Here is a 23,247-nt window from a genome sequence, read left to right on the forward strand (position 1 = left end):
AATCGTCTGACCGTCGCCGCAGGGGTGATCATGTCCGTCGGACTGGTTGTCGCCGCCGCCCCCGCGGCCACCGCCGCCCCGTCTCCGGCCACCCGGTCCAGCACGGGCAGCAACGCTCTCCTGCACCAGTACGCCGCGGACACGTGGCGGTCGTTCACCGCCCTGGTCGATCCGGCCACCGGCCTGGTCGCCGACAACATCGGCGGTGGCCTCGACCCGGCCGACCGGTCGGCGTACACCTCACCGACCAACATCGGCGCCTACCTGTGGAGCACCGTTGTCGCCCGGGAGACCAGGTTGGTCCCGGCCGGCGAGGCACGGGCCCGCATCGCCCAGACCCTGGCCACGCTGGCCCGGCTGGAGATCCATGAGGCCTCGGGCATGTACTACAACTGGTACAACCCGTCGACCGGGGCAAAGCTCACCACCTGGCCGGCCGACGGCAGCACCGTGCACCCGTTCCTGTCCAGCGTCGACAACGGCTGGCTCGCCACCGCCCTGACGATCGTCAAGGACCAGGTGCCGGAGCTGGCGGCGCCGGCCGACGCGCTGCTGCGCCGGATGGACTTCGGCTACTACTACAACCCGGCCGAGCGGCAGATCCGCGGCGGCTTCTGGGTGGAGCCGCCGCCCGGCTGCTCCGTCGCCGGCAACCACCGCGGCGGGCCCGACGTGTACTACACCTGCCACCACTACGGCGCCTTCAACACCGAGCCGCGCATCGCCAGCTACCTGGGCATCGCCGCCGGCCAGATCCCGCCCGAGCACTACTTCGGCATGTGGCGGACCTTCCCGCCGGAGGGCTGTGACTGGTCGTGGTCCGAGCAGCGGGCGGTCGGCAAGTGGCGTACCTACCTCGGGGTGCGGCTGTTCGAGGGCGCCTACCGCTACCGCGGCATGCAGCTGGTGCCCACCTGGGGCGGCTCGATGTTCGAGGCGCTGATGGTGCCGCTGTTCGTACCCGAGGAGCAGTGGGGCAAGGACAGCTGGGCGATCAACCACCCGACGTACGTCCGGGCACAGATCGAGCACGGGCTGCGCGAGGCCGGCTACGGCTACTGGGGCTTCTCGCCGTCGAACAACCCCAGCGGCGGGTACCGAGAGTACGGCGTGGACCCGATCGGGATGGACGCCGGCGGGTACACCTCCGACCAGGAGCGCACCACCGTCGACTACGGGTACGGCGAATGCCGGCCGGTGCAGCCGCTGCCCACGGCGTACGGGCAGGGTGTGGTGACCCCGCACGCCTCGTTCCTCGCGCTGCGCTACGCCGAGGACGACGCCCTGCGGAACCTGGCCAACCTGCGGCGAGACTTCGACGCGTACGGCCCCGGCGGCTTCTACGACGCCGTCAACGTGACCAGCGGGCAGGTGTCGAAGCGCTACCTGGCGCTGGACCAGGGCATGGTCATGGCGGCGCTGGGCAACGCGCTCGCCCAGGACGTGCTCCGCAAGCCGTTCAGCGAGGGCGCCATGAAGCAGCGGGTCGCGCCGCTGATGCGGATGGAGCAGTTCTCCCTGCCGCACCCGGAGACCCCCTGACGCCGCAGAGAGGCCGTTGACCGATCCTGCGGCGCAGGCCGATGCCGGCGCCGCAGGATCGGTCAGGCCGTCCCCGTCCGGTTACCCCGTCCCCGCGACGGACGGGGTAACCGGTTACAGCCGCTACACAGCCACGCAGAAGCACCTCGGAGGTAACCTCGGTGACCCGCGCGCCCCACACGTCCCCTGGCGACGACGCCCGCTCCGACTGGGAGGCCCGCATCTCCCGGCGCAGCGACGAGACCGAACGCCCGGGAGCACCCGACCTTCCCCCGCCCAGCAGCCTGCACGCCGAACCCGGGGTCGGCCACGTGCGTCTGTCCTGGTCGCCGGTCGACGACGCGGTCGGCTACCTCGTCCACCGCGCACCGGCCGAGGACGGTCTTCCCTTCGCCCCCGTGGACCACCTGGGCGGCGACGTACTCGCCGTCCCCGATCCGTGGTACGTGGACACCACCGGCGAGCCCGGGCGCGCCTACGCCTACGCGGTCGCCTCCGTACCGGAGGTGACGGTCACCGGTCCGCTCTCCGCGCCGGTCACCGCCGCCGCGCTTCCCGCGACCGGCGAACCCCCGACCGTGCGCCTGCGGGTGGACGGGGCCGCCCCCGGCGTACCGCTGCACCGCCCGTGGCAACCGATGATCGGCAGCGAACGACTGTCCCAGCTGCTCTGCCCCGACCGCTCCGGCGGCCGGGAGATCGGCACCGAACTACTCGCGGCACTGGGCCGGGTCCGCGACGAGATCGGCGTCGAGACGGTACGCGCGCACTCGATCCTGCACGACGACCTCGGCGTCTACCGCGAGGTCGACGGGAAACCCGTGCACGACTTCACCCGCGTCGACGACACGTACGACCTGCTGCTCTCCACCGGGCTGCGGCCGGTGGTGGAGATCGGATTCATGCCCCGCGACCTGGCCTGCGACCCCGAGCGAACGGTCTTCGAGTACCGCGGCATCATCTCACCGCCGAAGGACTGGGACCGGTGGGCCGACCTGGTCCGGGCGCTGGTACGACACCTGCTCGACCGGTACGGCGACGAGGTGCTCGGCTGGGACTTCGAGGTCTGGAACGAGGCCAACCTGGAGGTGTTCTGGTCCGGCACCCGGGCAGAGTGGATGCGGCTGTACGACGTCACCGCCCGGGCGGTCAAGGACGTCGACCCGCGCATCCCCGTGGGTGGGCCGTCGTCGGCCGCCGCCGGCTGGGTGGACGCCCTCCTCGACCACGCCAGCACCAACGGCGCGCCGGTCGACTTCGTCTCCACCCACACCTACGGCAGTCCGCCGCTGGACCTGCGCCCCACGCTGCGGCGCTTCGGCATCCCGGACGCCCGCATCCTGTGGACCGAGTGGGGAGTCACCCCCACCCACTTCCATCCGGTCAACGACGGCACCTTCGCCGCGACGTTCCTGCTCACCGGCATGCGGTCGGCGGCGGGCCGGGTGGACGCCTTGTCGTACTGGGTCGCCAGCGACCACTTCGAGGAGCTCGGCCGTCCGCCGCGGCTGCTGCACGGCGGGTTCGGGCTGATCACCGTCGGCGGAATCGCCAAGCCCCGCTACCACGCACTGTGGCTGCTCTCCCGCCTCGGCGACACCGAGCTGCCGGTCCAGGCCGACGGCGATGGCGCTGGCGGGCTGGTGCAGACCTGGGCCAGCCGGCGCGACGACGGCTCGCTCGCGGTGCTGGTATGGGCGTCCACGCTGGACCAGTCGAAGCGGGACGGTGAACCGGCGCTGGCCCGTCGGGTCGCGATCACCATCGGTGGCGTTGCCGGGCAGCCGGTGCGGGTCACCCGGCTCGACCGCGAGCATGGAGACATCACCACCCTGGCGGAACGGCTCGGAGTCGACGAGTGGCCCGACGAGGAGAAGTGGGAGGCGCTGCGCGCGGTCGACACCCTGCGCGCCGAGCCGGTGGACGCCCTCGACCGGGACGGGAGCACGATGCTGGAGCTGGACCTGCCGCAGCCGGGGGCGGTGCTCGTGGAGGTGGGGCCGGGGCGGTGACCGCGCCACCGCCGGTGATGTGGAGGACATCGATTCGGCGAGGTTGGATGGACTGTTACCGCCCGCTCCGCTCGATCACCCTGAGTGTTGGGTAACTGGGGGCCTACTTCTTATTGAGCTGGCGAGGGACAGGGCGAGGATTCCGTCGTCGTGCCCGATCATCAGCACGTCGCCAGCACTGAGCAGGCAGCGTGGTCGGATGTCGAGTGGCACGAGTGCAACGCTGCCACGCAGCGGCTCCCACACCCGCAGGTTGCGGTCCGCCCGGCTCGCTGTCACCACGGCGATGCCGTCGCCGGCCGCCGGTAGAGCGACGATGCCGACCACGTCGCGGTGGGCCAGGTCGGGCGGCAACGGGTCGCCCAGCCGCACGCCGAAGGTCTCCCATATCGATACCGCGCCGTTGCGGTCGGCCAGCAGGACCGGCTTGCGATACCCGAGTCGTTCAGGTGACACGGCAACGCCGATGAGGCGTTGGTGGCCGATCGCGGCGAGCTTGCGCGAGTCGGGTGCCATCGTCGAACGGTCGCCGTGGACGGCTGTCGGCCCCCACACGTCGACGGTGCAGTCGCCGTACACAGTGACGACGTCGGTGCCGCTCCACGGCGGCTGATTGACGAAGTCGACGGCCGTCATTGCGGCCACGGGCCGGCCGGCACGGTGGAACAGCTCGGTCAGCGGTTTGCGGGTCACCGGGTCCCACAGCCGGACCGCGCCGTCGGTGTCGCCGACGGCGAGCACGGTACGGCCGTCGCGGAGTTTGGCCAGCCAGTCGACGGTTCCCGGATGAGGGTCGGTCGGCATGAGGATTGGGGCGAGCGACCCGATCTGTGCCGTGCCGGCGGCCACCGGGCCGTCCAGTGGTCGACCGGTCGAGGCATCCCACCAGCGCAGAGTGCCGCCGTCGCCAGCTACGACTATGACGGCACGGCCGTCGGGCAACGCGACCGACGCCACCGCCACAGCCGGGCCGTCGAGCGGCGGCCCGATCGGCGACCCGGAAACGACGTCCCACAACGTGGCCGCGTCGCTGCCAGCCGCCGCGACGACTGACGGTCGGCCCGCCACCATCGTCAGCGCATCGACCGCGCCGGCATCGGAGCGCCACACCGTACGCGCCGCGACCTGCGCCCTGAGCAGTTTCCGACCCGGGGGCGCCGGGAACCCGGCAACCCCGTCGGCGATCGTCGCCGACGAGACACCCCCGCGGGACCGCGGCTCGTCGACCTCGTCGTTGCGGTCCACCGTGAACAGCACACCCTGCGCGCCCGCGTACTGGCTCTGCGCATCGTCGGCGACGTCGACCGGCTCGGCGTCATTCGCATCGCTCATGACGTCGGCGATCGCCCACACCATGCCGCAGTCCAGGCAACGCACATGCCCGGTCAGCCGGGCGAGCGTCCGCGCCCATGGCGCGGCCTCGGCCGACCCGGTCGCCACCATCGCGGCAACCAGGCACCAGACCGCGCTCGGCGACGCCTGCAACGGCACACCTGCAACGGCGAGTCGCCGGGCGGTCTCGAAGAAGCCAGTCCAGCCCGAGCCCAGAACCTCGTCGTGGTGTGCCCGTTCGATCGCGTCCGCCACCGCCTGCCACGGCCCGGCTGTGTCGGATTCCGAGGCGACCGTCGGCGCAGCGCAAGGTGGCGCCAACGGGTCGGCGAAACCGTCCACCTCGTACTCGGCGTCGCATTTGGGGCAGACCACCCGCACATATCCGGAACTCGGTGAGGGAAACTCCCACATCGCGCGGCCGACCCGGTGGCCGGCGAGCGCGACACAGGCCAGCGCGTAGTAACTGCTGTCGTCGGGGGTCATTTCGGTGTCGGTCAGGAAGTCCCGCACCGCCAGCGTTTCCGCAACGTGCAGTGCGGCGGTGAGGCCCTCCTGCAGGCCCGGCGCGGGCGGAGACGGGAAACGGTCAGCTCCGGCCGTGACCAGGAACCCGATCTCGATCCACAGATCACGTCGCGACGCCGCGGGCAGGTGCGGCGCGACGTCGACCAGATGCGGGATCACGGCCGAGGACACCCCGTAGACGGAACCCTGGTGCAGGATCTCGTCGCGCAGGTCGCTCCACGCCTCCCCGAGCTGCCGGGTGGCGACGATCTCCCGGAGCCGGGCGATCGCGTTTTCCTTTGAGTAGCAGGCCGACAGTTGATTCCAGAGCGGGCTGTCCAGGGGCAGCTTGTCGACCATCACCACACGATATCCGGGGCGGACATTTACCAGGTCGCTACGGTCGCCGCTTGCGTGGGTCGAACTCGTAGGAAGGTCAGCGGCGGACAGGTGACCGCTCCGGCGCGTGGACCGCATCGGTCGACGAAAGCACGACGAAGCTTGCGAAACGTTGAGTGACCTGCTCACGACCGACGGCGGAAGGAAGCGCGCACGCCCGCAAATGCCGCAAGCCTCCCGCTCCCTGCTGCTTCGTCAGCTGTGGACGAGATCGTAAGCCCGCGCCAGGTCGTCCGCCCAGACCGCATCGTGGTCACGCTCGAACGCCCGTACAGCCGGTCTCGGACAATTTCGCGTCGCAGCCAGTCGCCAAGGGCACTCGGCCTGCGGGTTGCGAAGTTGCACCCGTTCACCGCGTCGGCCAGGTGACGCTCCGCCGACAAGCCGAGTGTGGCATCCCAGATATCCAGGAAACGGCGGCTTTCCCCGGTGCCGCTGGCCGCATCAGCCAGCGGGAGGCGTTCCAGGCCCACGGGCAGCGCGGCACATGCCAGCGGTCGTCATGGCGAAAGCTCCAGCCCTTCAGCGGTCGCGGGAAGCGTCCCCGCGAGCCTGACGGCCCGATCGGCCCGATGGCAGGGCCGATCTGCGCCGCGTCGACTGGGCCGATTCTCGGTCAGTCCGCGACGGGCGGTTCGTCGCCGACCGCGAGGGCGCGCAGCGGGACGGGCTTGACCGGCGCCTGAGCGGTGAACGCGCCGACCTGTTCCGGCCCCCGGCCGGTCAGCGTGGAGATGAGCTGGCAGAGGCCCGGCTGGCAGGACCGCCCCTGGCACAGGCCCATCCCGGCGCGGGTCACCAGCTTCACGGCGTTCGCGGTGCCGAGGTGCGGATTGGCCCGCAGCGCGCGGCGCACGTCGCCGGCCCGCACCTCCTCGCACCGGCAGAGCACGGTGTCGTCGGTGACCAGGCTGCCCAGGGCCGCCCGGTCCGGCGCGAACCGGTCGAGCACCTGCGTGACGAAGCGTCGCCGGCGGCGCAGCTCCCGGCGGACCGGGCGGGCCAGCTTGACGGCCCGGTGCTCGTCGAGCAGCCCCAGGTCGCGCAGCACGCCGAGGGCGGCGAGCCGGCCCTCGACCTCCGCCTGCTCGGCACCCGCGACGCCGGTCAGCTCGCCGGCCACCGCGATCTGAGGAACCGAGGTCCGCAGCCACTCGTCGTGCCGGACCACCCAGCCGCCTGCGGGGGAATCCCAGGTCACCGCGCACCCGGCCTGCCGGGCCAGCTCGACGGAGGGGACGAAGCCGTACCCCAGCGCCAGCACGTCGCAGGGAACGTCCCGGTCGGTCCCGGGCACCGGCAGCCCCGTGGGGCCGACCTCGGCGAGGGTCACCGTGGTCAGGTCCGGGTCGCCGGCGGCATGGCGGACCACCGTGCCGAACCGGACGGGCACGCCCGCCCGGTGTAGGATGCGCAGCGCGTCGACACCCTCGGCGATCTTGCCTCCCGCGCCCGCCACGGCGGCCAGCCCGGCCGGTCCGGGCAGGAGGTCGCGGCGGCGCTGGATCAGCGCGACCTCGACCACCCGGGCGCCGGCCCGAACCAGTTGGGCAGCCACGACCAGCAGCAGCGGGTGGCCCCCGGCCAGGACGAACCGGCCGCCCGGCAGCAGGCCCTGTGCCTTGACGAACGTCTGCACGCCGCCCGCCGTGAGCACTCCCGGCAGGGTCCAGCCCGGAAACGGCACCGGCAGGTCGTACGCGCCGGCGGTGAGCAGCACCGCCCGGGGTTCGAGCAGGCGAACCCCGGCCGGACCGTGCGTGGCGACCCGGTAGCGGCCCGGCGGGGGCTGCTCGCCGGCGTACCCGTCGAGGCCGGCCCGGGTGCCGAGGACGCCCCACACCGTGGTGTCGGCGAGCCACCGGACGCCGGGAGCGGCGGTGGCCTCGGCCAGGAGCGCCCGACCGGCGGAGGACGATCCGGCCGGCGGGGTGAACCCGGCCGGCGGTTGGCGGTAGATCTGCCCGCCCGGCTGCTCCTGCTCGTCGACGACGGTGACGGCAGCGCCGTGCCGGCCGAGGGTGGCGGCGGCGGCCAGCCCGGCTGGGCCGGCGCCGACCACCACCACGTCGGGCGCGCTCACCGGGGCACCGCCGTGCGGACCCGCATGCCGGCCCGCACCCGGATCAGGCAGGAACGCTGGCAGGGCACGTCGTCCACCGTCACGACGCACTCGAAGCAGATCCCCATGTTGCAGTAGGGCGCCCGGCGGGCACCGCCGCGCGTGGTGCCGACGGACCGCTCACCGGCGGCGAGCAACGCGGTGGCCAGCGACTCGCCCGGGTGGGCGGGAACGGTCCGCCCGTCCACCTCGATGGTGACCGGCTCGGGTCGGCCCATCGGGGTGCGCCTCGGCGCGTCGGGAGGGTTCGACGGGCGGTGTTCAGACAAAGTTCAGCGCTCCGAAGCGGGAGGGTGAGTAGTCCTCGATCGACCGGTCGGTCTCGCCGGTCACGACCATGCCGGCGAGGAGCCGGGCGTAGGTGAGGCCGAGGGTGAAGGCCGAGCCGCCGGTGGCGACGAACAGTCCGGGCCGGCGCGGGACCGCGCCGAGCAACGGCAGGTGGTCCGGGGTGAGCGTGGTCATGCCCGTCCATGTCCGGATCACCGGCAGGTCGAACACCGCCGGGACCACCCGGGCGGCGTCGGCGTTGCCGACCAGCGACTCGTACCGCAACTCCGGGTTGGTCTCCAGGTCGACCTGTCCAGCCCGGCTGACCAGCTTGGCCGGCCATCCGCCACCGATCAGCACGTTGCCGTCCTCGGTCTGCTTCATCGACAGCCGCCGGCCGACGTGCTGGATCAGGTGCGGCAGGAACGGCCGGCTGCGGGCGGTGGCGCTCATCGTCAGCCCGACCGGGAAGACCGGCAGCCGGACGTCGGCCATCGAGGCCAGCTCGGCGGTCCAGACCCCGCCGGCGAGCACCACCGTGTCGGCCAGGTGGGTCTCCCCGGCGGTGTCCCCGGGCCCGGTCCCGGTGCGCAGTTCCCAGTGCCGGCCGCGCCGGTGCAGCCCGGTGACCCGGCAGCCGGTACGCAGCACGGCGCCGTACCGGCCGGCGGCCCGGGCCAGCGCCGGGGTGACCAGCCGGGGGTTGGCCTTGCCCTCGCCGGGCACGTGACCGGCGGCGAGCACGGTGTCCGCCAGGTACGGCGCGAACCGGCGCAGCTCCGGGCCGGAGAGCACGGCGACGTCGAGGCCGTACTCGCGTTCCAGGGCGGCCTTCCGGTCCAGCACGGCGATCTCCGCCGGGGTCTCGGCGAGCATCAGCCCGCCGGTGCGGGACACCCCGCACCGCTCACCGAGTTCGTCCTCGACGGTGGCCCAGGCCCGCATGGCGTCCAGGTGCAGCGGGAGCGCGCGGGCCGCCGCGCGGGCCGCGTCGTCGCCGTGCTCGACCATCCGGAACTCCAGCTGGAAGTGCAGGCTGCCCGCGTTCTGCCCGGAGGCGTGCCGGTTGACCTGGTCCTTCTCGACGAGCAGGACCCGGTTGCCGGCGCGGGCCAGGTGCCAGGCGGTCGCGCAGCCGAGCAGACCGCCGCCGATGACCGCCGTGTCGTACGAATTCATGGGAGCAGGTCGAGCTGGGTCATGGTGGCCCGGACGCGGTCCTGTTCGGCGGGGGTCAGCGGGAGCAGCGGCGCGCGGACGTGACCGGCCGGTACGCCGCGCAGGGTGAGCGCGTACTTCATGATCGCCTGCGCGTTGCCGAACCGGGCGCCGTAGTCCGGCCCGAACCAGTCCTCCATGATCACCCGGTCGCGGGCGCCGAGGACCCGGGCCCGGTCGAGGTCCCCGGCGCGCAGGGCGCGGAAGAAGTCGGGGTGGTCGGCGCCGAGCACGGCGCCGGCTCCCATCAGTCCGTCGCCACCGATCGTGGTCATCAGCTCGATGCCGACCTCGTTGGTGGGGATGCCGAAGTAGCGCACGCGGTGGCGCAGGGCGACGAGGCTGCGGACGAATCCGCCGAAATCCGGGGTGGAGTTCTTGACTGCCACCACGGTGTCCAGCCCGCTCAGCTCCGACAGCAGGTCGGCGTCCAGGTCGACGCCGGTGCCACGGGGCCAGTTGTAGACGCAGAGCGGCAGGTCGACCGCCTCGGAGACGGTCCGGTAGAAGGCCACGATCTCCGACCGGGTGGGCACCACGTACGGCGGCGGGGTGAGCAGGATGCCGTGCAGGCCGGCGTCCCGGGCGGCCTCGGCGTGCCGGATCGCCTCCGCCGGCGTGTACGCGTTGCAGCCGCCGAGCACCGTGAGGCGGTCGCCGACCCGTTCGGCGGCCGTCCGGAACAGCGCGGCGCGTTCCTGTTCGGTGAGGCTGAACCACTCTCCCGTGGTGCCCCCGACGATGATCCCGTGCAGCCGCTCGGCGGCGAGCCAGTCCAGTTGGACGCGCCAGGCGGCGAGGTCCAACTCGCCGGTGGCGGTGAACGGGGTGGTGACGGCCGGCAGGTAGCCGAACCAGTCGACGCTGTCGCGGTCCACTGCGGGGTCCTTTCGACGGGCGGCGTCGTACCGCCCGCGTGCGCGACGCGGGCCGGGTGACGTGCCGGGTGGGTCAGGGGGTAGGCGGGGTGACCGCGATGATGAGCCGGGCCCGCTGGTCGCTGGCGTTGCGGTAGAGGTGGGGCAGCCGGGAGTCGAAGGTGATCGCCTCGCCGGTACTCAGCACGTACTTCTCGCCACCGATCTCGGCGACGACCTCGCCGGTGACGGCGATCGCGCACTCGGTCGAGGGGTGCGCCCACGGCTCGCCGGAGCTGGCGTCGCCGGGGGCCAGCTCGGCTTCGAGCACCTCCAGGTCGCCCCGCCCCGGGGTGAGCCGGTCGTAGGCGATCTGCCCGGGGGGAGCGGCGAGCCGGGTCCGCGAGCCGGGCCGGCTGATGTGCACCAGCGGCGCGTCCGGCTCGGAGAACAGCGCCGCGATGGAGGTGTCGAAGACCTTGGCGAGCTTACGCAGGGTGGCCAGGCTGGGGTCTGTGGCGCCGTTCTCGATCTGGCTGAGCAGGGCGGGCGAGACGTCGGCCGCGGCCGCGAGCTGACGCAGCGTGAGGGAGTGCTGCTGGCGCAGGTCGCGGAGCTGGTCACCGAGCATGCGTCTTTCCCCGTTCCAAAACAGTGTGGCTAGAAATGTTTGACGCAACTATACGCCCCTGTCTAGCATGGTCAAACACAAGGCGAACGTGTTTGGCGTAACTAGACAAGCGACGTCGGGGCGCGAACCGGACAGGAGTCCCGTCCGGATACATCCAACCTCATGACGGTCTACGGGCGAAGCCCCGCGAGCCGCCATCGGTTGGCACCGGCCCCCGACCTCGGCGTCACCGGCGACGTCGGCGCGACAACCCAGAGCCCGTCCCGCGCGGGCCGGCCCAGACGAAGGTAGGAACAGCATGTCGGTGTCCCCTCGCCGGCTCCGCGTCGGAGCAATCGCTCTGGCGGCGCTGGTCACAGCCTCCAGCACCGCGTGCAGCGCGGGCGGCAGCGGAGGAAACGGTAACGGTGGTTCGGCCAAGACCCTCACCGTCAACACCTCGTTCGTCCTCAAGACGCTCGACCCCGGCCGGATCTACGAGGCGACCGGCCTCACCGCCGTGCACTCCCTCTACGACACCCTGCTGACCTTCAAGGGCTCAGACGTCAGCAAGCCCGTCCCGGCGCTGGCCGAGTCGTACGAGGCCTCCGCCGACGCGAAGACCTTCACCTTCAAGCTCCGCGAGGGGGTGAAGTTCTCCGACGGCAGCCCGCTGACCGCCGACGACGTGGTCTTCTCCCTCAACCGGCTGAAGAACGTCAAGGCCAGCCCGGCGGTCATGGTCAGCGGCCTCACGGTCGCCAAGACCGACGAGCGGACCGTGGTGGTCACCTCGGCGACCGCCGACCCGAACATCCCCGTGGTCCTCGCGATGCCCTCGACCGGCGTGGTCAACTCCAAGGTCGCCAAGGAGAACGGCGCGACGGACGCCGCGGACGCCGCGAAGACCGACACCGCCCAGCAGTACCTCGACAAGAACTCCATCGGCAGCGGCCCGTACGTGCTGAAGTCGTACGACCCGTCGGCGCAGGTGGTGCTGGAGGCCAACCCCAACTACTGGGGCACCAAGCCAGAGTTCGGCCGGGTCGTGCTGCGCAACATGGACGTGCAGACCCAGAAGCTGACCATGCAGCGGGCCGGCGGCTCCGAGATCGCGCTGGACATCTCCGGCAGGCTGCTGGAGGGGCTGCCGGACACGCTGAAGACCTCCGCCATGCAGGACACCGTCTACTTCCTCTTCCTCAACGCCGACCCGGCCGTCTCCGGGGTCACCTCGAACGCGAAGTTCAACCAGGCGCTGCGGGCCTCCATCGACTACCAGGGCATCGCCGGGCTGTACGGCAAGGGCGCCGCCCCCGGTGCCGGGCTGGTGGCCCCGGCCTACCCGGGCGCGCTGCCCGCCGGCGAGGAGTCGAAGCGTGACGTGGCGAAGGCCAAGGCGTTGCTCGCCGAGGCGGGGCTGACCAACCCCACCGTCAAGTTCAACTACCCGGCCATCACGTACAAGGGCGTCGACCTGGGCACGGTGGCGACCAAGGTGCAGGGCGACGCCGCCGAGGCCGGCATCAAGCTGGAGCTGACCCCGCAGCCGCTGACCACGTTCCTCGACGAGATGCGTACGGGCAAGATGGCGCTCGGGTTCACCCCGCAGAGCCTCAACTACCCGGTCGCCGACTCGCTGATCAACAACATGTCCCCCGGCCAGGCCACCGCGCTGCGCTCGGGCTGGACGGTGGAGCGGGCCGACCCGGCCGTCGTGGCCGCCGGCAAGAAGGTCACCGAGACCCTCGACCTGGCCGCCCGGGCCACCGCCATGCAGGAGTGGCAGCGGGCGATGAACGCCGCCTCGCCGTACGTCGTCCTGGCCAACAACTCCTCCACCGTCGTGGCGAGCAGCGACCTGACCGGCACCGACTACACCGCCGCGGGCTGGCAGGTCGACCTGGCCGCCGTCGGCCGGGAGTAACCATCTCATGACGACGACAGTCGACGACGCCGAGCCGGGCGCGGTCAGCACGACCGCGTCCCGGCCTCGGCCGCACCGGTCCCTGCTGGTGTTCCTGGCCAAGCGGGTGGCGATCACGGCAGGCCTGCTGCTGGGCGTCACGATCGTGACGTTCGGCCTGGTCACCGTGGTGCCCGGCGACCCGGTCACGGCCAACCTCTCCGACCAGGCGCTCAACGACCCCGCGACGGTGGCCGCGTTCCGCGAGAAGTGGGGCCTGGACCAGCCGCTGTACGTGCAGTACCTCCAGTACCTGGGCAACCTGCTGACGGGCGACCTCGGCATCTCCCAGCAGACCGGCCGCACCGTGACCGACGACCTGTTGCAGTACGTGCCGGCGACCATGGAACTGGCCATCCCCACCATGGTGCTGGCGCTGCTGATCGGCACCGGGATCGGCATGCTCGCCGCCGTCCGCAACGGCCGGATCACCGACCAGCTGATCCGCGTCGGCGCGCTGCTCGGCCTGTCCACCCCGCCGTTCTGGCTGTCGCTCGTCGTGCTCTACGTGTTCTTCTACCAGCTCGGCCTGGCGCCCAGCGGCGGCCGGCTCTCCACCGACTTCAGCCCGCCGCCGACGGTGACCGGGATGTACACCGTCGACGCCGCCCTCGCCGGTCAGTGGGACGTGGCCTGGGACGCCGCCCAGCACCTGGTCCTGCCGGTGCTCGTGCTGACCAGCCTGACCGTGGCGATGCTGGTCCGGTTCGTCCGCTCGTCCATGCTGGAGGTGCTCCAGCAGGACTACATCCGGGCCGCGTACGCCAAGGGCCTGCCCGCCCGGGTGGTGTTCCGCCGGCACCTGTTGCGGGCCGGGCTGGTCCCGGTGATCACCGTCTCCGGTCTGGCCTTCGCCTCGCTGCTCTCCGGCACGGTGCTGGTGGAGAACATCTTCGGCTGGCCGGGCCTCGGCCAGTACGCGTACCGCAGCGCGACGGCGCTGGACCTGCCCGCGATCCTCGGCGTCAGCCTGTTCGTGGCACTGGTCTACACGCTGGTCAACCTCGCCGTCGACCTGCTGTACGGGCTCATCGACCCGAGGATCCGGCTGTCATGACCACACTCGCACCCGACCCCGTAGCGCCCGACCCGAAGGCGACCGACGCGCTGGCCCGGCGCCGGTTCCTGGGCCGGCTGCGCGGACGCTCCACCGGGCGGCCGATCTGGCGGCAGCCGATCGCCGTGGCGGCCCTGGTCATCCTCGGCGGGTGGCTGCTGATGGCGCTGTTCGCCCCGGTCGTCGCGCCGTACGACCCGTTGGCACAGAGCCCGGACGCGTACGCCCCGCCGTCGGGCACGCACTGGTTCGGCACCGACTCCCTCGGCCGGGACGTGTTCAGCCGGGTGATCCACGGCTCCCGCCTGTCGATCCCGCTCGCGCTCGCCATCGTCTCGCTCGCCCTGCTGATCGGCGGTCTGCTCGGCCTGGTCGCCGGCTACGTGGGACGCTTCGTCGACGAGGCGCTGATGCGCCTGACGGACCTGGTCTTCGCGTTCCCGCAGATCATCCTGGCGATGGCGGTGACCGCCGCGTTCGGGCCCAGCACCCGCAACGCCGTCCTCGCGCTGGTCATCGTCTCCTGGCCCGTCTACGCCCGGGTCATCCGCAGCGCCGTGCTGACCATACGCGGCGAGGACTACCTCAGCGCCGCCCGGCTGCTCGGCATCGGGCCGGTCCGCGCGCTGCGCCGCGACGTCCTGCCCAACAGCGTGGGGCCGGCGATCGTGCTGGCCACCCTGGAGCTCGGCAACGCCGTGCTGCTGCTGTCCGCGCTGTCCTTCCTCGGCCTCGGCCCCCGCCCGCCGGCGGCCGAGTGGGGCTCGATGGTGGCGCTCGGCTCGCAGGACCTCTCCATGTGGTGGGTCAGCGTGTTCCCCGGCCTGGCCATCCTCACCGTGGTGATGGCCTTCAACGTGCTCGGCGACGCGCTGCGCGACCGGATCGACCCCCGCTACGCGAAGGGACGCTGAGAATGCGACCGCTGCTCGAAGTCGACTCCCTGGCCGTCACCCTGCCCGGCCCCACGGGGCCGCTGCCGATCCTGCACGACGTGTCGTTCACCGTCGGTGAGGGCGAGATGGTCGGCATCGCGGGGGAGAGCGGGTGCGGCAAGAGCCTCACCGCGCAGACCCTGCTCGGGCTGCTGCCCGCCGGTGCCAAGGTCACCGGGTCGGCCCGGTTCGACGGGACCGAACTGCTCAGCCTGGACACCAGGCGCTGGCAGAAGGTGCGCGGCGCCGGCATCGCGATGGTCTTCCAGGACCCCACCGCGGCGCTGCACCCGATGCTCACGGTGGGCCGGCAACTGACCGAACACATGCAGGTCCACCTGGGCCTGGACCGGCGGGCGGCGGACCGGCGGGCGGTGGAACTGCTCGACCAGGTCCGCATCCCCGACCCGCAGCGGGCGGTGCGGGCGTACCCGCACCAGTTCTCCGGCGGCATGCGGCAGCGGGCGGCCATCGCGATCGCCCTCGCCGCCCGCCCCCGGCTGCTGATCGCCGACGAGCCGACCACCGCGCTCGACGTGACGGTGCAGGCCGGCATCCTCGCGCTGCTGGACCAGTTGCGCGCCGAGACCGGGCTGGCCGTCGCCTTCATCACCCACGACCTCGGGGTACTCAGCGCGCTCACCACCCGCGGGTACGTCTTCTACGCCGGGCGGGTCGTGGAGACCGGCCCCACCGGAGCGCTGCTCACCGCGCCGCGCCACCCGTACACGGCCGCGCTGCTCGGCGCCCGCCCGCACGGCACCCAGGCCGTCGGCACGCTGCGTCCCATCCCGGGCGGGCCGCCGACGCCGGGGCAGGCGCCGCCCGGGTGTCCGTTCCAACCCCGGTGCGGGTACGCCGAGCCGTCCTGCGGCACCGCGCCTCCCCCGCTGTCCCCCGCCGGCACCGACCGGTCGGTGGCCTGCGTGGTCCGTCCGCACCTGGAGGTGGCGGCATGAACGAGCCGGTCGGGTCGGGCAACCTGCTCGAGATCAGCGACGTCGAGGTGGAGTACAAGCCGCGCGGCCGGGGGCCGGTCCGGGCCGTGGCCGGCGTGAGCCTGGAGGTGGCGCCCGGCCAGATCGTCGGCCTGGTCGGCGAGTCCGGCTGCGGCAAGTCGTCGCTGGCCCGGGTGGCGGTCGGGCTGGCCGCGCCGAGCGCCGGGACGATCCGGTTCGCCGGCCGCCCGATCACCCCGCTCGGCTGGCGGCGCCGGCCGGTGCCGGAGGTCGGGCTCCAGATGGTCTTCCAGAATCCGTACGCGTCGCTGAACCCCCGGCGCACCATCGGCGCCCAGCTCCTCGACGGGGTGCCGGACACGGTGACCGGCGCCGCCCGCCGGGCGAGGGTCGCCGACCTGCTGGACCGGGTCGGCATGCCGGCCGGGGCCGCAGAGCGGTACCCGCACCAGTTCTCCGGCGGCCAGCGGCAGCGGCTCGCTATCGCCCGGGCGCTGGCGCCGGAACCCCGGATGATCATCGCGGACGAGCCGGTCACCGCACTGGACGCGTCGTCGCAGGCGCAGGTGGTCAACCTGCTCGTCGGGCTGGTCCGGGACCTGGACATGGGCATGCTGTTCATCTCGCACGACCTCTCCCTGGTGCACGAGATCGCCGACGTCACGGCGGTGATGTACCTGGGCCGGATCGTCGAGACCGCGCCCACCCGTCAGTTGTGGTCCTCGCCCCGGCACCCGTACAGCCGGGCGTTGATCGACGCGGTGCCGCAGATCGCACTCTCCCCGCAGCTGCCCAGGACGCTCGCCGGGGAGGTGCCCGACCCGGCACACGCGCCGGTCGGATGCCGCTTCCGGCCGCGTTGCCCGCACGCCTTCCGGCCGTGCGGCGAGCAGCCGCCCACGCTCGACCTCGGCGGCCGCACCGCCGCCTGCTGGCTCAACGACCCCACGGTGGCGCAGACCACCGTGCCCGCCGCGTAGAGGACACCGCATGCACATCCCCACCGAACAGGTCCTGGTCAACCTCGCGCTCTACGACGGCGTCCGGGACGACGTCCAGCGCGACAGCGGCATCTGGATCGGCGCCGACGGCACGATCCGCGCGGTCGGGCCGGTCGACGACGTCCTCACCGAGGCGGGCGGCGCCCGGGTGGTCGACCTGCACGGCGACCACGTCATGCCGGGCCTGACCAACATGCACGTGCACCTGTCGCTCGGCCTGCCCGGCCACTTCGGCGACGAGGTGCACCGGTCGAACCTCGCCGAGCTGGTGCTGCTGATGGCCGACTCGGCGCGCCGTACCCTGCACTCCGGCGTCACCACCGCCCGGCTCGTCGGCGAGAGCCGGTACGCCGACTTCGCCCTGCGCAAGGGGATCGCACGCGGCGCGGTGGACGGCCCGCGGATCTTCACCGCCGGGCACGCCCTCTGCTGCACCGGGGGGCACGGCTGGGAGGCCGACGCGCTGGAGGCCGACGGGGCGGACGGGTTCCGCCGGCTCACCCGGCAGCAGATCCGGGCCGGCGCCGACCTGATCAAGGTGTGCATCTCCGGTGGGATCGCCGGCGAGTTCGAGTCGATCGACACCCCCCAACTGCTCGACGACGAGCTGGCGGCGGTGATCCGGGTGGCGCACGACTGGGGGCGCAAGGTCACCGCGCACGCCGGCCCGGCCGAGTCGGTGCGCCGCGCCGTGGAACTCGGGCTGGACTGCGTCGAGCACGGCTACGAGCTGACCGACGAGGTGACCCGGCTGATGGCCGAACGGGACGTCTGGTACGTCCCGACCATCGTGGTCAGCCGCTGCGAGCAGTTCTTCCGCGACTCCGGCGTGCCGGGCTGGCTGATGGACCGCGCCCTGGCCGCCGGGCCCCGGCACTGGGAGAGCCTCCAGCACGCCATCCGCAACGGGGTGCCGATCGCGCTGGGCAGCGACATGCCGCCGCACGCCGGCTACGACGAGACGACCGCGACCGTGCGTGAGCTGGAGTTCATGGTGGACGCCGGGATGCCCGTCGCCGACGCCCTGAAGTCCGCCACCATCCGCCCCGCCCAGTGGCTGGGCCAGGCCGACACGCTCGGCAGCGTCGAGGTGGGCAAGCACGCCGACCTGCTGGTCCTGCGCGACGATCCCACCCGCTCGGTGTCCGCGCTGCGCACCCTGCACACGGTGCTCAAGGGTGGCGTCTCCTACCGCGACGACCACGGCCGCCTCGGCGTCGCCCGATGACGACGATCATCGAGGTCGCCGACCGGTACCTCGACGCGCTCGCCGGGCTGGATCCGGAGGCCGCCGAGGCGGCGGGTCGTACGCCCGAATCGCACTTCGCGGACCTCTCCCCCGACGGCTTCGCCGCCCGCGCGGAGCTGGCCCGCGGCACCGCCGCGGCAGCGGACGGCGCCGGTGTCGACGGCACGGCCCAGCGGGCCCTCGCCGGCGCGCTGATCGACCGGCTGGCCAGCGAGGTCGACCTCTACGACGCGGGCTTCACCACCCGGCTGCTCGCCCCGCTGGCGACGCCGGTGCACCTGGTCCGGCAGGTCTTCGACAACCTGCCCCGCAACATCGCGCAGGACTGGGCGGTCGTCGCCACACACCTGCGCCGGGTGCCCACGGCCCTCGGCCAGTACGCCGAGACGCTGCGCTGGTCGGCCCGGCGGGGGCACCTGGTCGCCCGCCGGCAGGTGCTGGCGGTCGCCGACCAGTGCACCGCCTGGGTCACCTCCGACGACTTCTACGGCCGGCTGGTGGCCGGATGCCCGGACGGGCCGCTGGCCGGGGAGCTGGCCGCCGGGGCCCGCTCGGCCGCCGCCGCGACGGCGGACTTCGCCGCGTTCCTGCGTACCGAGCTGGCGCCACGGGCCACCGACGTCGACGGCGTCGGCCGCGACCTGTACGCCGTCACCGCGCGCAGCTTCCTCGGCGCGACCGTCGACCTGGACGAGCTGTACGCGTACGGCTGGGAGGAGCTGGCCCGGACCGCCGCCGAGCAGCGCGCGGTCGCCGCCGAGCTCGGGTACCCGGACGTGGCGGGCGCACGGGCCGGGCTGGACGCCGACCCCGCCGGCCGGGTGCCGGTCGGGCCCGACCTGGAGGAGTGGCTGCGGGAGCGCACCGAGCGGCTCACCGACGCCCTGGACGGCCCGCACTTCGACATCCCGGCCGCCACCCGCCGGGTGGTGTGCCGGATCAGCCCCGCCGCCTCCGGGGTCATGTACTACACCCCGCCCGACGCCGGGTTGACCCGCCCGGGCGGGATCTGGTGGTCGACGCCCCCCGGCGAGTCGACGGTTCCGGTGTGGCGGCACGTCGGGACGCTCTGCCACGAGGGGCTGCCCGGGCACCACCTCCAGCACGCGATCACCCTCACCACCGTCGACCTGCACCCGTGGCAGCGGTCGCTGTGCCAGGTGCACGGGTACGCCGAGGGCTGGGCGCACTACGCCGAACGCCTCGCCGACGAGCTCGGCCTCTACGCCGGTCCCGCCGAGCGGCTCGGGATGCTCGACGGGCAGATGTGGCGCGCCGCCCGGGTGGTCATCGACCTCGGCCTGCACCTGGACGTGCCGATCCCGGCCGGGACCGGCTTCACCGACGCGCGCCGGTGGACCCCCGAGCTGGCCGTGGACTTCCTGGTCCGCGTCGCCGGGCTGGACCCGGCGACCGCGCGGTTCGAGGTCGACCGGTACCTCGGCTGGCCGGCGCAGGCGTTGGCCTTCAAGGCCGGGGCGCGGCTCTGGCAGCAGGCCCGCCGGGAGGTCGAACGGCGCGAGGGCGCCGGGTTCGACCGCAAGCGGTTCCACCAGCGGGCCCTGCGGCTCGGGCCGATGGGGCTCGATCCGCTGCGCGCCCGCCTCGCCGAGCTCTCCTGATCCACCCCCGACGCCCCCGTCCGCCCCGACCGGAAGCGAGCCCCGATGACCGTTGACGATCTCACCGCCGCCATCACCGACATGTACCGGTCGTTGGGCGACCGGGCGGCGTTCGACGCCCGGCTGCACCCCGAACTGACGATCTGGGAGTCCGACGCACCCGACCTGCTGGACGGTCTGGCCGCCCTGGACGACCTGCGGGACCGCCGGGCGGCGGCCCGGGGACCGGCCGCGCCCCCGACCTCGGTCGCCCCCGAGCAGTTCCGGGCCGAGGCGTGGGAGGACACGGGCCTGGTCCGCTACGTCCTGCGGGCCCGGTACGCGACCGGGCAGCCGGACGACTGTTTCCGGGTGACGGACGTGCTGCGCCGCGACGAGCGGGGCTGGCGGATCGTGCACCACCACGCTGAGGCCCTCCCATGAGCGCCGAGGAACCGGTCACCGACCTGTACGACCTGCGGGTCGTGGTGGAACGGATCGAGGGCCGCTCCGTCTGCGGCCTCCAGCCGGGCGACCACATCGACCTGACCGAGTCGAGCCGGCTCACCATCCCCGCCGGCCGGCACTTCTGCCTCTACGCCCTCGCGGCATGCCTGCCGCTGCTGCCGGCCAAGCAACGTCCGTTGCCGCCGGAGGACTGGCTGGCCCGGGACTGCCACGTGGCCTGCCCGGATCCGGACGAGCGGGTCATCCTGCGGATCGAGCGGACCGCCCGGCGACAGATCCCGACTGGAGAACTCACGTGAGCACCGACGAAGGACGCCGGCTGGTCGGCATCGGACTCCAGTCCGACAAGAGCGCCGACGAGTACGCCGCGCTGGCCGAGCTCGCCGAAGGGCACGGCTTCGACGTGCTGTCGGTCTTCGGTGACCTGATGTACCAGCCGCCGTTCTTCCCGCTGCTGGTGGCCGCGCGGCACACCCGACGGATCCGGCTCGGGTCGGCCTGCCTCAACCCGTTCACCATGCACCCGGTGGAGATCGCCGGGCAGGTCGCGGCGCTGGACCTGGCGTCGAACGGGCGGGCCTACCTCGGGCTGGCCCGGGGCACCTGGCTGGATCAGATCGCGGTGCCGCAGGCCCGGCCGCTGCGGCGGATCACCGAAACCGTCGACGTGGTCCGGCTGCTGCTGTCCCGCGACGCCGGGGGCTTCCAGGGCCGGGAGTTCACCGTGGCGCCTGGTACCGCCCTGCGCTACGCCCCGGTCCGCGCCGACGTGCCCGTCCTGGTGGGGACGTGGGGTCAGCAGACCGCCCGGACGGCCGCCGCGTTCGCCTCGGAGATCAAGGTTGGCGGTTCGGCCAACCCGGCGATGGCCAAGACGATGCGGGCCTGGCTGGACGACGCCGCGCCCGCCGGTCGGGCCGGTGACGAGGTCGGCGTGGTGCTCGGCGCCGTGACCGTGGTGGACGAGGACGGCGCGCTGGCCCGTCGGGTGGCCCGTACGGAGGTGGCCATGTACCTCGCCGTGGTCGCCGCCCTCGACCCGAACGTCGACATCGATCCGGAGCTGCTGTCGCGGATCCAGCAGCACGTCGCCCGCCAGGAACACGACCTCGCCGGCGCGCTGATCGGCGGGGACCTGCTCGACCTGTTCGCCTTCTCCGGCACCCCGGAACACGTCGCGGCGCAGGCCGCGGCGGTGTTCGATGCCGGGGCCACCCGGGTGGAGTTCGGCACCCCGCACGGTCTGACCCCGGCGGGCGGTGTCGACCTGCTCGGCCGCCGGGTGCTGCCGCTGCTGCGGGGGTGACGCCGTGGCGGGGGTGGGCATCCACCGGCCGGCCCCCGCCACGGGCTTCTCCGTTCCCTGCCAGCGCGATGGGACGGGACCACGGCCGCCGTCGACTGTGTGACGTGTCAGCCACATCGATCACTCGGCCAGCAGCCGCCCAACCCGCCGTCGGGAGTCACTGACTTGACCGCCGCCAGGATCCGACGGCACCCGATCCTCGGCGGGCTGATCAACGAGTATTCGCAGGCAGCGTAGCCGAACCGGCTTTACGAGCCCCACACGTTCGCGGCTACCTATGGGTGCACCTGATCATGAAGATGCTGGTTACGGCGAGTTCGGAGGCTTGGCCTTCTGCGGGTAAATCGTCTCGTGACGGGCCAACATGGCAACGAACTCGCTGATCTTCCGCTCGCGGGTCTGCGCCCGTTTGACGGCATTGACGCGGTGGATGAGAGAAAACCGGTTGGTTTTGGTGAGTACGTCGAACATGGCCTGGGCGGCAGGGTCGGCAGCGATGGCGGCGAGGAGGTCAGCCGGCACCTCAGCTTCCGACGGCGGGGCGTAGGCGGCCGCCCACCGCCCGTCCGCCTTCGCGGCTTCTACCGCGGCGAGGCCTGGGGGCAACATTCGCCCCTGCGCCTGCAGCCGGGCCACGTGGGCGACGTTGCGTTGTGACCAGGAACTGCGGGGCCTGCGAGGGGTGAACCGGATCCAGGAGGTTTCCTGATCCCGTTTACGGGCCTGCCCGTCGATCCAGCCAAAACACAGGGCCTCGTCAACCGCCTGCTGCCAGGTCAGCGTCGTGACTGTGCCGCCCTTCTTGGTCAGGGCGAGCCAGACGCCGGGCGACGTGGCGTGGTTGACCGACAACCACGCACGCAGCGCGTCGGCGTCCGCGACGATCAACTCATCCAGTTCGGCGCCCGCCATGACGGCATGCTATCGCTACGCCGTGGCCGCAGCCTCTGCCTGTTGGACCGCCCGACTCGTCATGCTGCCGGCGCCAACGCCGGCGCGAGTTCCTCAGCTTCCTCAAGGTGCTGCGCCGCCGCTGGCCCGACCAGCGGCTCCACCTCATCGTGGACAACTTCTCCCCGCACAAGCACCCCGAGGTCCGTACCTGGTGCGCCGCCAACCAGGTCGATCTGGTGTTCCTATCGACGTACGCGTCGTGGCTGAACTGGATCGAGGCCGAGTTCGCCGCGGTGCGGTACTTCGCCCTCAACGGCACCGACCACCGCAGCCACGCCGAGCAGGACGCCGCCATCGGCGACTACGTCCGCTGGCGCAACCAGCGAGCCCGACCGAAATCCGGATTCGCGATCAACTCCAAGATCCGCTACCCGGATTACCCGTTCAAGGCTGCATGACGGGGCACTAAGGCGTGTTTCAGAAGCGGGTGGGTCTGATCGAAGTCACGGCGTGGCGGTGATCGACAACTGAAGAGGTCTCCGGTAACTGGTTCTGCGACCAAGCAAGAACTTCATACCGCCCACCGCAGCAGCCGCTGCATCCCGTCCGGCGACACGTCCCCGGCCTGTTCAGCCAGGGTCCAGCCGTTCTTGCGCCCCAGGCCCGACACCAGCCCGCACAGGTACTGACGCACCCGCCGCTGCGGCTCCGACCAACGAAACCGGGGCCCGATCCGCGCGTGTAACCGGTCCAGCTCCGCATGCCACCGCCTAACATCAACATCCGTCACAGGCAGACCAACGAACGCGAGTCGAACTCGATTCGCCTACTGCCGTTGCAGTACTAGTACTCCAGCCGCACCTGGTGGAGTCGGAGTCTTCGCTGGTAGTGGGCTGTTTTGGCGCGGTATTGGTGTCGGCGTCGCCATCGTGACCATCGATG

Annotated in this window: 20 protein-coding genes and 1 pseudogene; 13 read left to right on the forward strand and 8 right to left on the reverse strand. The window is 72.4% G+C overall.

Going from position 1 to position 23,247, the window contains the following annotated elements:
• Positions 1 to 30 precede the first annotated feature (30 nt).
• Both ACGF5C_RS28150 and ACGF5C_RS28155 read left to right on the forward strand, forming a co-directional pair.
• Entirely contained in the window at positions 31 to 1,542 is a 1,512-nt protein-coding gene (locus ACGF5C_RS28150; RefSeq protein ID WP_393306402.1) for a glucoamylase family protein, read from the forward strand.
• 161 nt (positions 1,543 to 1,703) lie between these two features.
• Complete coding sequence (locus ACGF5C_RS28155) at positions 1,704 to 3,554, forward strand: xylan 1,4-beta-xylosidase (protein WP_393306404.1); 1,851 nt, start codon at positions 1,704 to 1,706, stop codon at positions 3,552 to 3,554.
• 75 nt (positions 3,555 to 3,629) lie between these two features.
• Here ACGF5C_RS28155 and ACGF5C_RS28160 read toward each other — a convergent pair whose 3' ends face one another.
• From ACGF5C_RS28160 to ACGF5C_RS28185, 6 genes are all read right to left on the reverse strand, one after another.
• On the reverse strand, positions 3,630 to 5,753 hold the full coding sequence (locus ACGF5C_RS28160) for a WD40 repeat domain-containing protein (RefSeq protein ID WP_393306406.1): 2,124 nt from the start codon (positions 5,751 to 5,753) through the stop codon (positions 3,630 to 3,632).
• A 655-nt stretch (positions 5,754 to 6,408) separates the two neighbouring features.
• Complete coding sequence (locus ACGF5C_RS28165) at positions 6,409 to 7,875, reverse strand: NAD(P)/FAD-dependent oxidoreductase (RefSeq protein WP_393306408.1); 1,467 nt, start codon at positions 7,873 to 7,875, stop codon at positions 6,409 to 6,411.
• The gene (locus tag ACGF5C_RS28170) at positions 7,872 to 8,132 is read right to left on the reverse strand and encodes a (2Fe-2S)-binding protein (protein WP_357462300.1); all 261 of its coding nucleotides are present in this window, start codon (positions 8,130 to 8,132) and stop codon (positions 7,872 to 7,874) included. The genes ACGF5C_RS28165 and ACGF5C_RS28170 overlap by 4 nt, the downstream gene beginning before the upstream one ends.
• 43 nt (positions 8,133 to 8,175) lie before the next feature.
• Positions 8,176 to 9,363, reverse strand: a complete 1,188-nt coding sequence (locus tag ACGF5C_RS28175) for an NAD(P)/FAD-dependent oxidoreductase (RefSeq protein WP_393306409.1) — start codon at positions 9,361 to 9,363, stop codon at positions 8,176 to 8,178.
• Positions 9,360 to 10,280, reverse strand: a complete 921-nt coding sequence (locus tag ACGF5C_RS28180; RefSeq protein ID WP_357462295.1) for a dihydrodipicolinate synthase family protein — start codon at positions 10,278 to 10,280, stop codon at positions 9,360 to 9,362. The genes ACGF5C_RS28175 and ACGF5C_RS28180 overlap by 4 nt, the downstream gene beginning before the upstream one ends.
• Positions 10,281 to 10,353: 73 nt before the next feature.
• Complete coding sequence (locus ACGF5C_RS28185; protein WP_393269772.1) at positions 10,354 to 10,890, reverse strand: helix-turn-helix domain-containing protein; 537 nt, start codon at positions 10,888 to 10,890, stop codon at positions 10,354 to 10,356.
• Positions 10,891 to 11,188: 298 nt separating this feature from the next.
• Here ACGF5C_RS28185 and ACGF5C_RS28190 point away from each other — a divergent pair, with 298 nt between their 5' ends.
• Genes ACGF5C_RS28190 through ACGF5C_RS28235 form a run of 10 tightly spaced genes read left to right on the forward strand, consistent with a single transcriptional unit; the run spans position 11,189 to position 21,411 of the window.
• Complete coding sequence (locus tag ACGF5C_RS28190) at positions 11,189 to 12,796, forward strand: ABC transporter substrate-binding protein (RefSeq protein ID WP_393306411.1); 1,608 nt, start codon at positions 11,189 to 11,191, stop codon at positions 12,794 to 12,796.
• Between the two features lie 7 nt (positions 12,797 to 12,803).
• On the forward strand, positions 12,804 to 13,892 hold the full coding sequence (locus ACGF5C_RS28195) for an ABC transporter permease (protein ID WP_393306413.1): 1,089 nt from the start codon (positions 12,804 to 12,806) through the stop codon (positions 13,890 to 13,892).
• Positions 13,889 to 14,806, forward strand: coding sequence for an ABC transporter permease (locus tag ACGF5C_RS28200; protein ID WP_393306415.1), 918 nt, complete (start codon positions 13,889 to 13,891; stop codon positions 14,804 to 14,806). Before ACGF5C_RS28195 ends, ACGF5C_RS28200 begins: the two co-directional genes overlap by 4 nt.
• A gap of 2 nt (positions 14,807 to 14,808) precedes the next feature.
• Complete coding sequence (locus ACGF5C_RS28205) at positions 14,809 to 15,786, forward strand: ABC transporter ATP-binding protein (RefSeq protein ID WP_357462284.1); 978 nt, start codon at positions 14,809 to 14,811, stop codon at positions 15,784 to 15,786.
• The gene (locus tag ACGF5C_RS28210) at positions 15,783 to 16,766 is read left to right on the forward strand and encodes an ABC transporter ATP-binding protein (RefSeq protein WP_393306417.1); all 984 of its coding nucleotides are present in this window, start codon (positions 15,783 to 15,785) and stop codon (positions 16,764 to 16,766) included. Before ACGF5C_RS28205 ends, ACGF5C_RS28210 begins: the two co-directional genes overlap by 4 nt.
• Before the next feature lie 10 nt (positions 16,767 to 16,776).
• Positions 16,777 to 18,015 (forward strand): amidohydrolase family protein, encoded by a 1,239-nt coding sequence (locus ACGF5C_RS28215; protein ID WP_393306419.1) that lies wholly within the window; start codon positions 16,777 to 16,779, stop codon positions 18,013 to 18,015.
• A complete protein-coding gene (locus ACGF5C_RS28220; protein WP_393306421.1) occupies positions 18,012 to 19,658 on the forward strand; it encodes a DUF885 domain-containing protein in 1,647 nt (548 codons plus the stop codon). The genes ACGF5C_RS28215 and ACGF5C_RS28220 overlap by 4 nt, the downstream gene beginning before the upstream one ends.
• 45 nt (positions 19,659 to 19,703) lie before the next feature.
• Positions 19,704 to 20,081: a nuclear transport factor 2 family protein gene (locus tag ACGF5C_RS28225; RefSeq protein WP_393306423.1), complete on the forward strand. Its 378-nt coding sequence runs from the start codon at positions 19,704 to 19,706 to the stop codon at positions 20,079 to 20,081.
• Positions 20,078 to 20,404, forward strand: a complete 327-nt coding sequence (locus ACGF5C_RS28230) for a TIGR04076 family protein (RefSeq protein ID WP_091630792.1) — start codon at positions 20,078 to 20,080, stop codon at positions 20,402 to 20,404. Before ACGF5C_RS28225 ends, ACGF5C_RS28230 begins: the two co-directional genes overlap by 4 nt.
• Entirely contained in the window at positions 20,401 to 21,411 is a 1,011-nt protein-coding gene (locus ACGF5C_RS28235; RefSeq protein WP_393306425.1) for an LLM class flavin-dependent oxidoreductase, read from the forward strand. Before ACGF5C_RS28230 ends, ACGF5C_RS28235 begins: the two co-directional genes overlap by 4 nt.
• Positions 21,412 to 21,717: 306 nt before the next feature.
• On the opposite strand, the gene ACGF5C_RS28240 is transcribed toward ACGF5C_RS28235, so the two are convergent.
• A complete protein-coding gene (locus ACGF5C_RS28240; protein ID WP_393306427.1) occupies positions 21,718 to 22,323 on the reverse strand; it encodes a YdeI family protein in 606 nt (201 codons plus the stop codon).
• 107 nt (positions 22,324 to 22,430) lie between these two features.
• Between ACGF5C_RS28240 and ACGF5C_RS28245 the strand changes: the two genes are divergently transcribed.
• The gene (locus ACGF5C_RS28245) at positions 22,431 to 22,763 is read left to right on the forward strand and encodes a transposase (RefSeq protein ID WP_393306429.1); all 333 of its coding nucleotides are present in this window, start codon (positions 22,431 to 22,433) and stop codon (positions 22,761 to 22,763) included.
• 119 nt (positions 22,764 to 22,882) lie between these two features.
• Here the strand turns inward: ACGF5C_RS28245 and ACGF5C_RS28250 are convergent.
• Positions 22,883 to 23,095: pseudogene (locus ACGF5C_RS28250) on the reverse strand (IS701 family transposase); the annotation flags it as partial.
• Between the last annotated feature and the right edge of the window lie 152 nt (positions 23,096 to 23,247).

The organism is Micromonospora sp. NPDC047620 (assembly GCF_043205005.1).
Taxonomy (GTDB): Bacteria; Actinomycetota; Actinomycetes; order Mycobacteriales; family Micromonosporaceae; genus Micromonospora.

Bases quoted from the DNA above. Each gene is read 5' to 3' on its own strand.
- ACGF5C_RS28195 (WP_393306413.1), top strand. From the start codon at position 12,804: ATGACGACGACAGTCGACGACGCCGAGCCGGGCGCGGTCAGCACGACC.
- ACGF5C_RS28185 (WP_393269772.1), bottom strand. From the start codon at position 10,890: ATGCTCGGTGACCAGCTCCGCGACCTGCGCCAGCAGCACTCCCTCACG.
- ACGF5C_RS28150 (WP_393306402.1), top strand. From the start codon at position 31: ATGTCCGTCGGACTGGTTGTCGCCGCCGCCCCCGCGGCCACCGCCGCC.
- ACGF5C_RS28240 (WP_393306427.1), bottom strand. From the start codon at position 22,323: ATGGCGGGCGCCGAACTGGATGAGTTGATCGTCGCGGACGCCGACGCG.
- ACGF5C_RS28220 (WP_393306421.1), top strand. From the start codon at position 18,012: ATGACGACGATCATCGAGGTCGCCGACCGGTACCTCGACGCGCTCGCC.
- ACGF5C_RS28205 (WP_357462284.1), top strand. From the start codon at position 14,809: ATGCGACCGCTGCTCGAAGTCGACTCCCTGGCCGTCACCCTGCCCGGC.
- ACGF5C_RS28230 (WP_091630792.1), top strand. From the start codon at position 20,078: ATGAGCGCCGAGGAACCGGTCACCGACCTGTACGACCTGCGGGTCGTG.
- ACGF5C_RS28170 (WP_357462300.1), bottom strand. From the start codon at position 8,132: ATGGGCCGACCCGAGCCGGTCACCATCGAGGTGGACGGGCGGACCGTT.
- ACGF5C_RS28160 (WP_393306406.1), bottom strand. From the start codon at position 5,753: ATGGTCGACAAGCTGCCCCTGGACAGCCCGCTCTGGAATCAACTGTCG.
- ACGF5C_RS28175 (WP_393306409.1), bottom strand. From the start codon at position 9,363: ATGAATTCGTACGACACGGCGGTCATCGGCGGCGGTCTGCTCGGCTGC.
- ACGF5C_RS28200 (WP_393306415.1), top strand. From the start codon at position 13,889: ATGACCACACTCGCACCCGACCCCGTAGCGCCCGACCCGAAGGCGACC.
- ACGF5C_RS28210 (WP_393306417.1), top strand. From the start codon at position 15,783: ATGAACGAGCCGGTCGGGTCGGGCAACCTGCTCGAGATCAGCGACGTC.
- ACGF5C_RS28215 (WP_393306419.1), top strand. From the start codon at position 16,777: ATGCACATCCCCACCGAACAGGTCCTGGTCAACCTCGCGCTCTACGAC.
- ACGF5C_RS28225 (WP_393306423.1), top strand. From the start codon at position 19,704: ATGACCGTTGACGATCTCACCGCCGCCATCACCGACATGTACCGGTCG.
- ACGF5C_RS28190 (WP_393306411.1), top strand. From the start codon at position 11,189: ATGTCGGTGTCCCCTCGCCGGCTCCGCGTCGGAGCAATCGCTCTGGCG.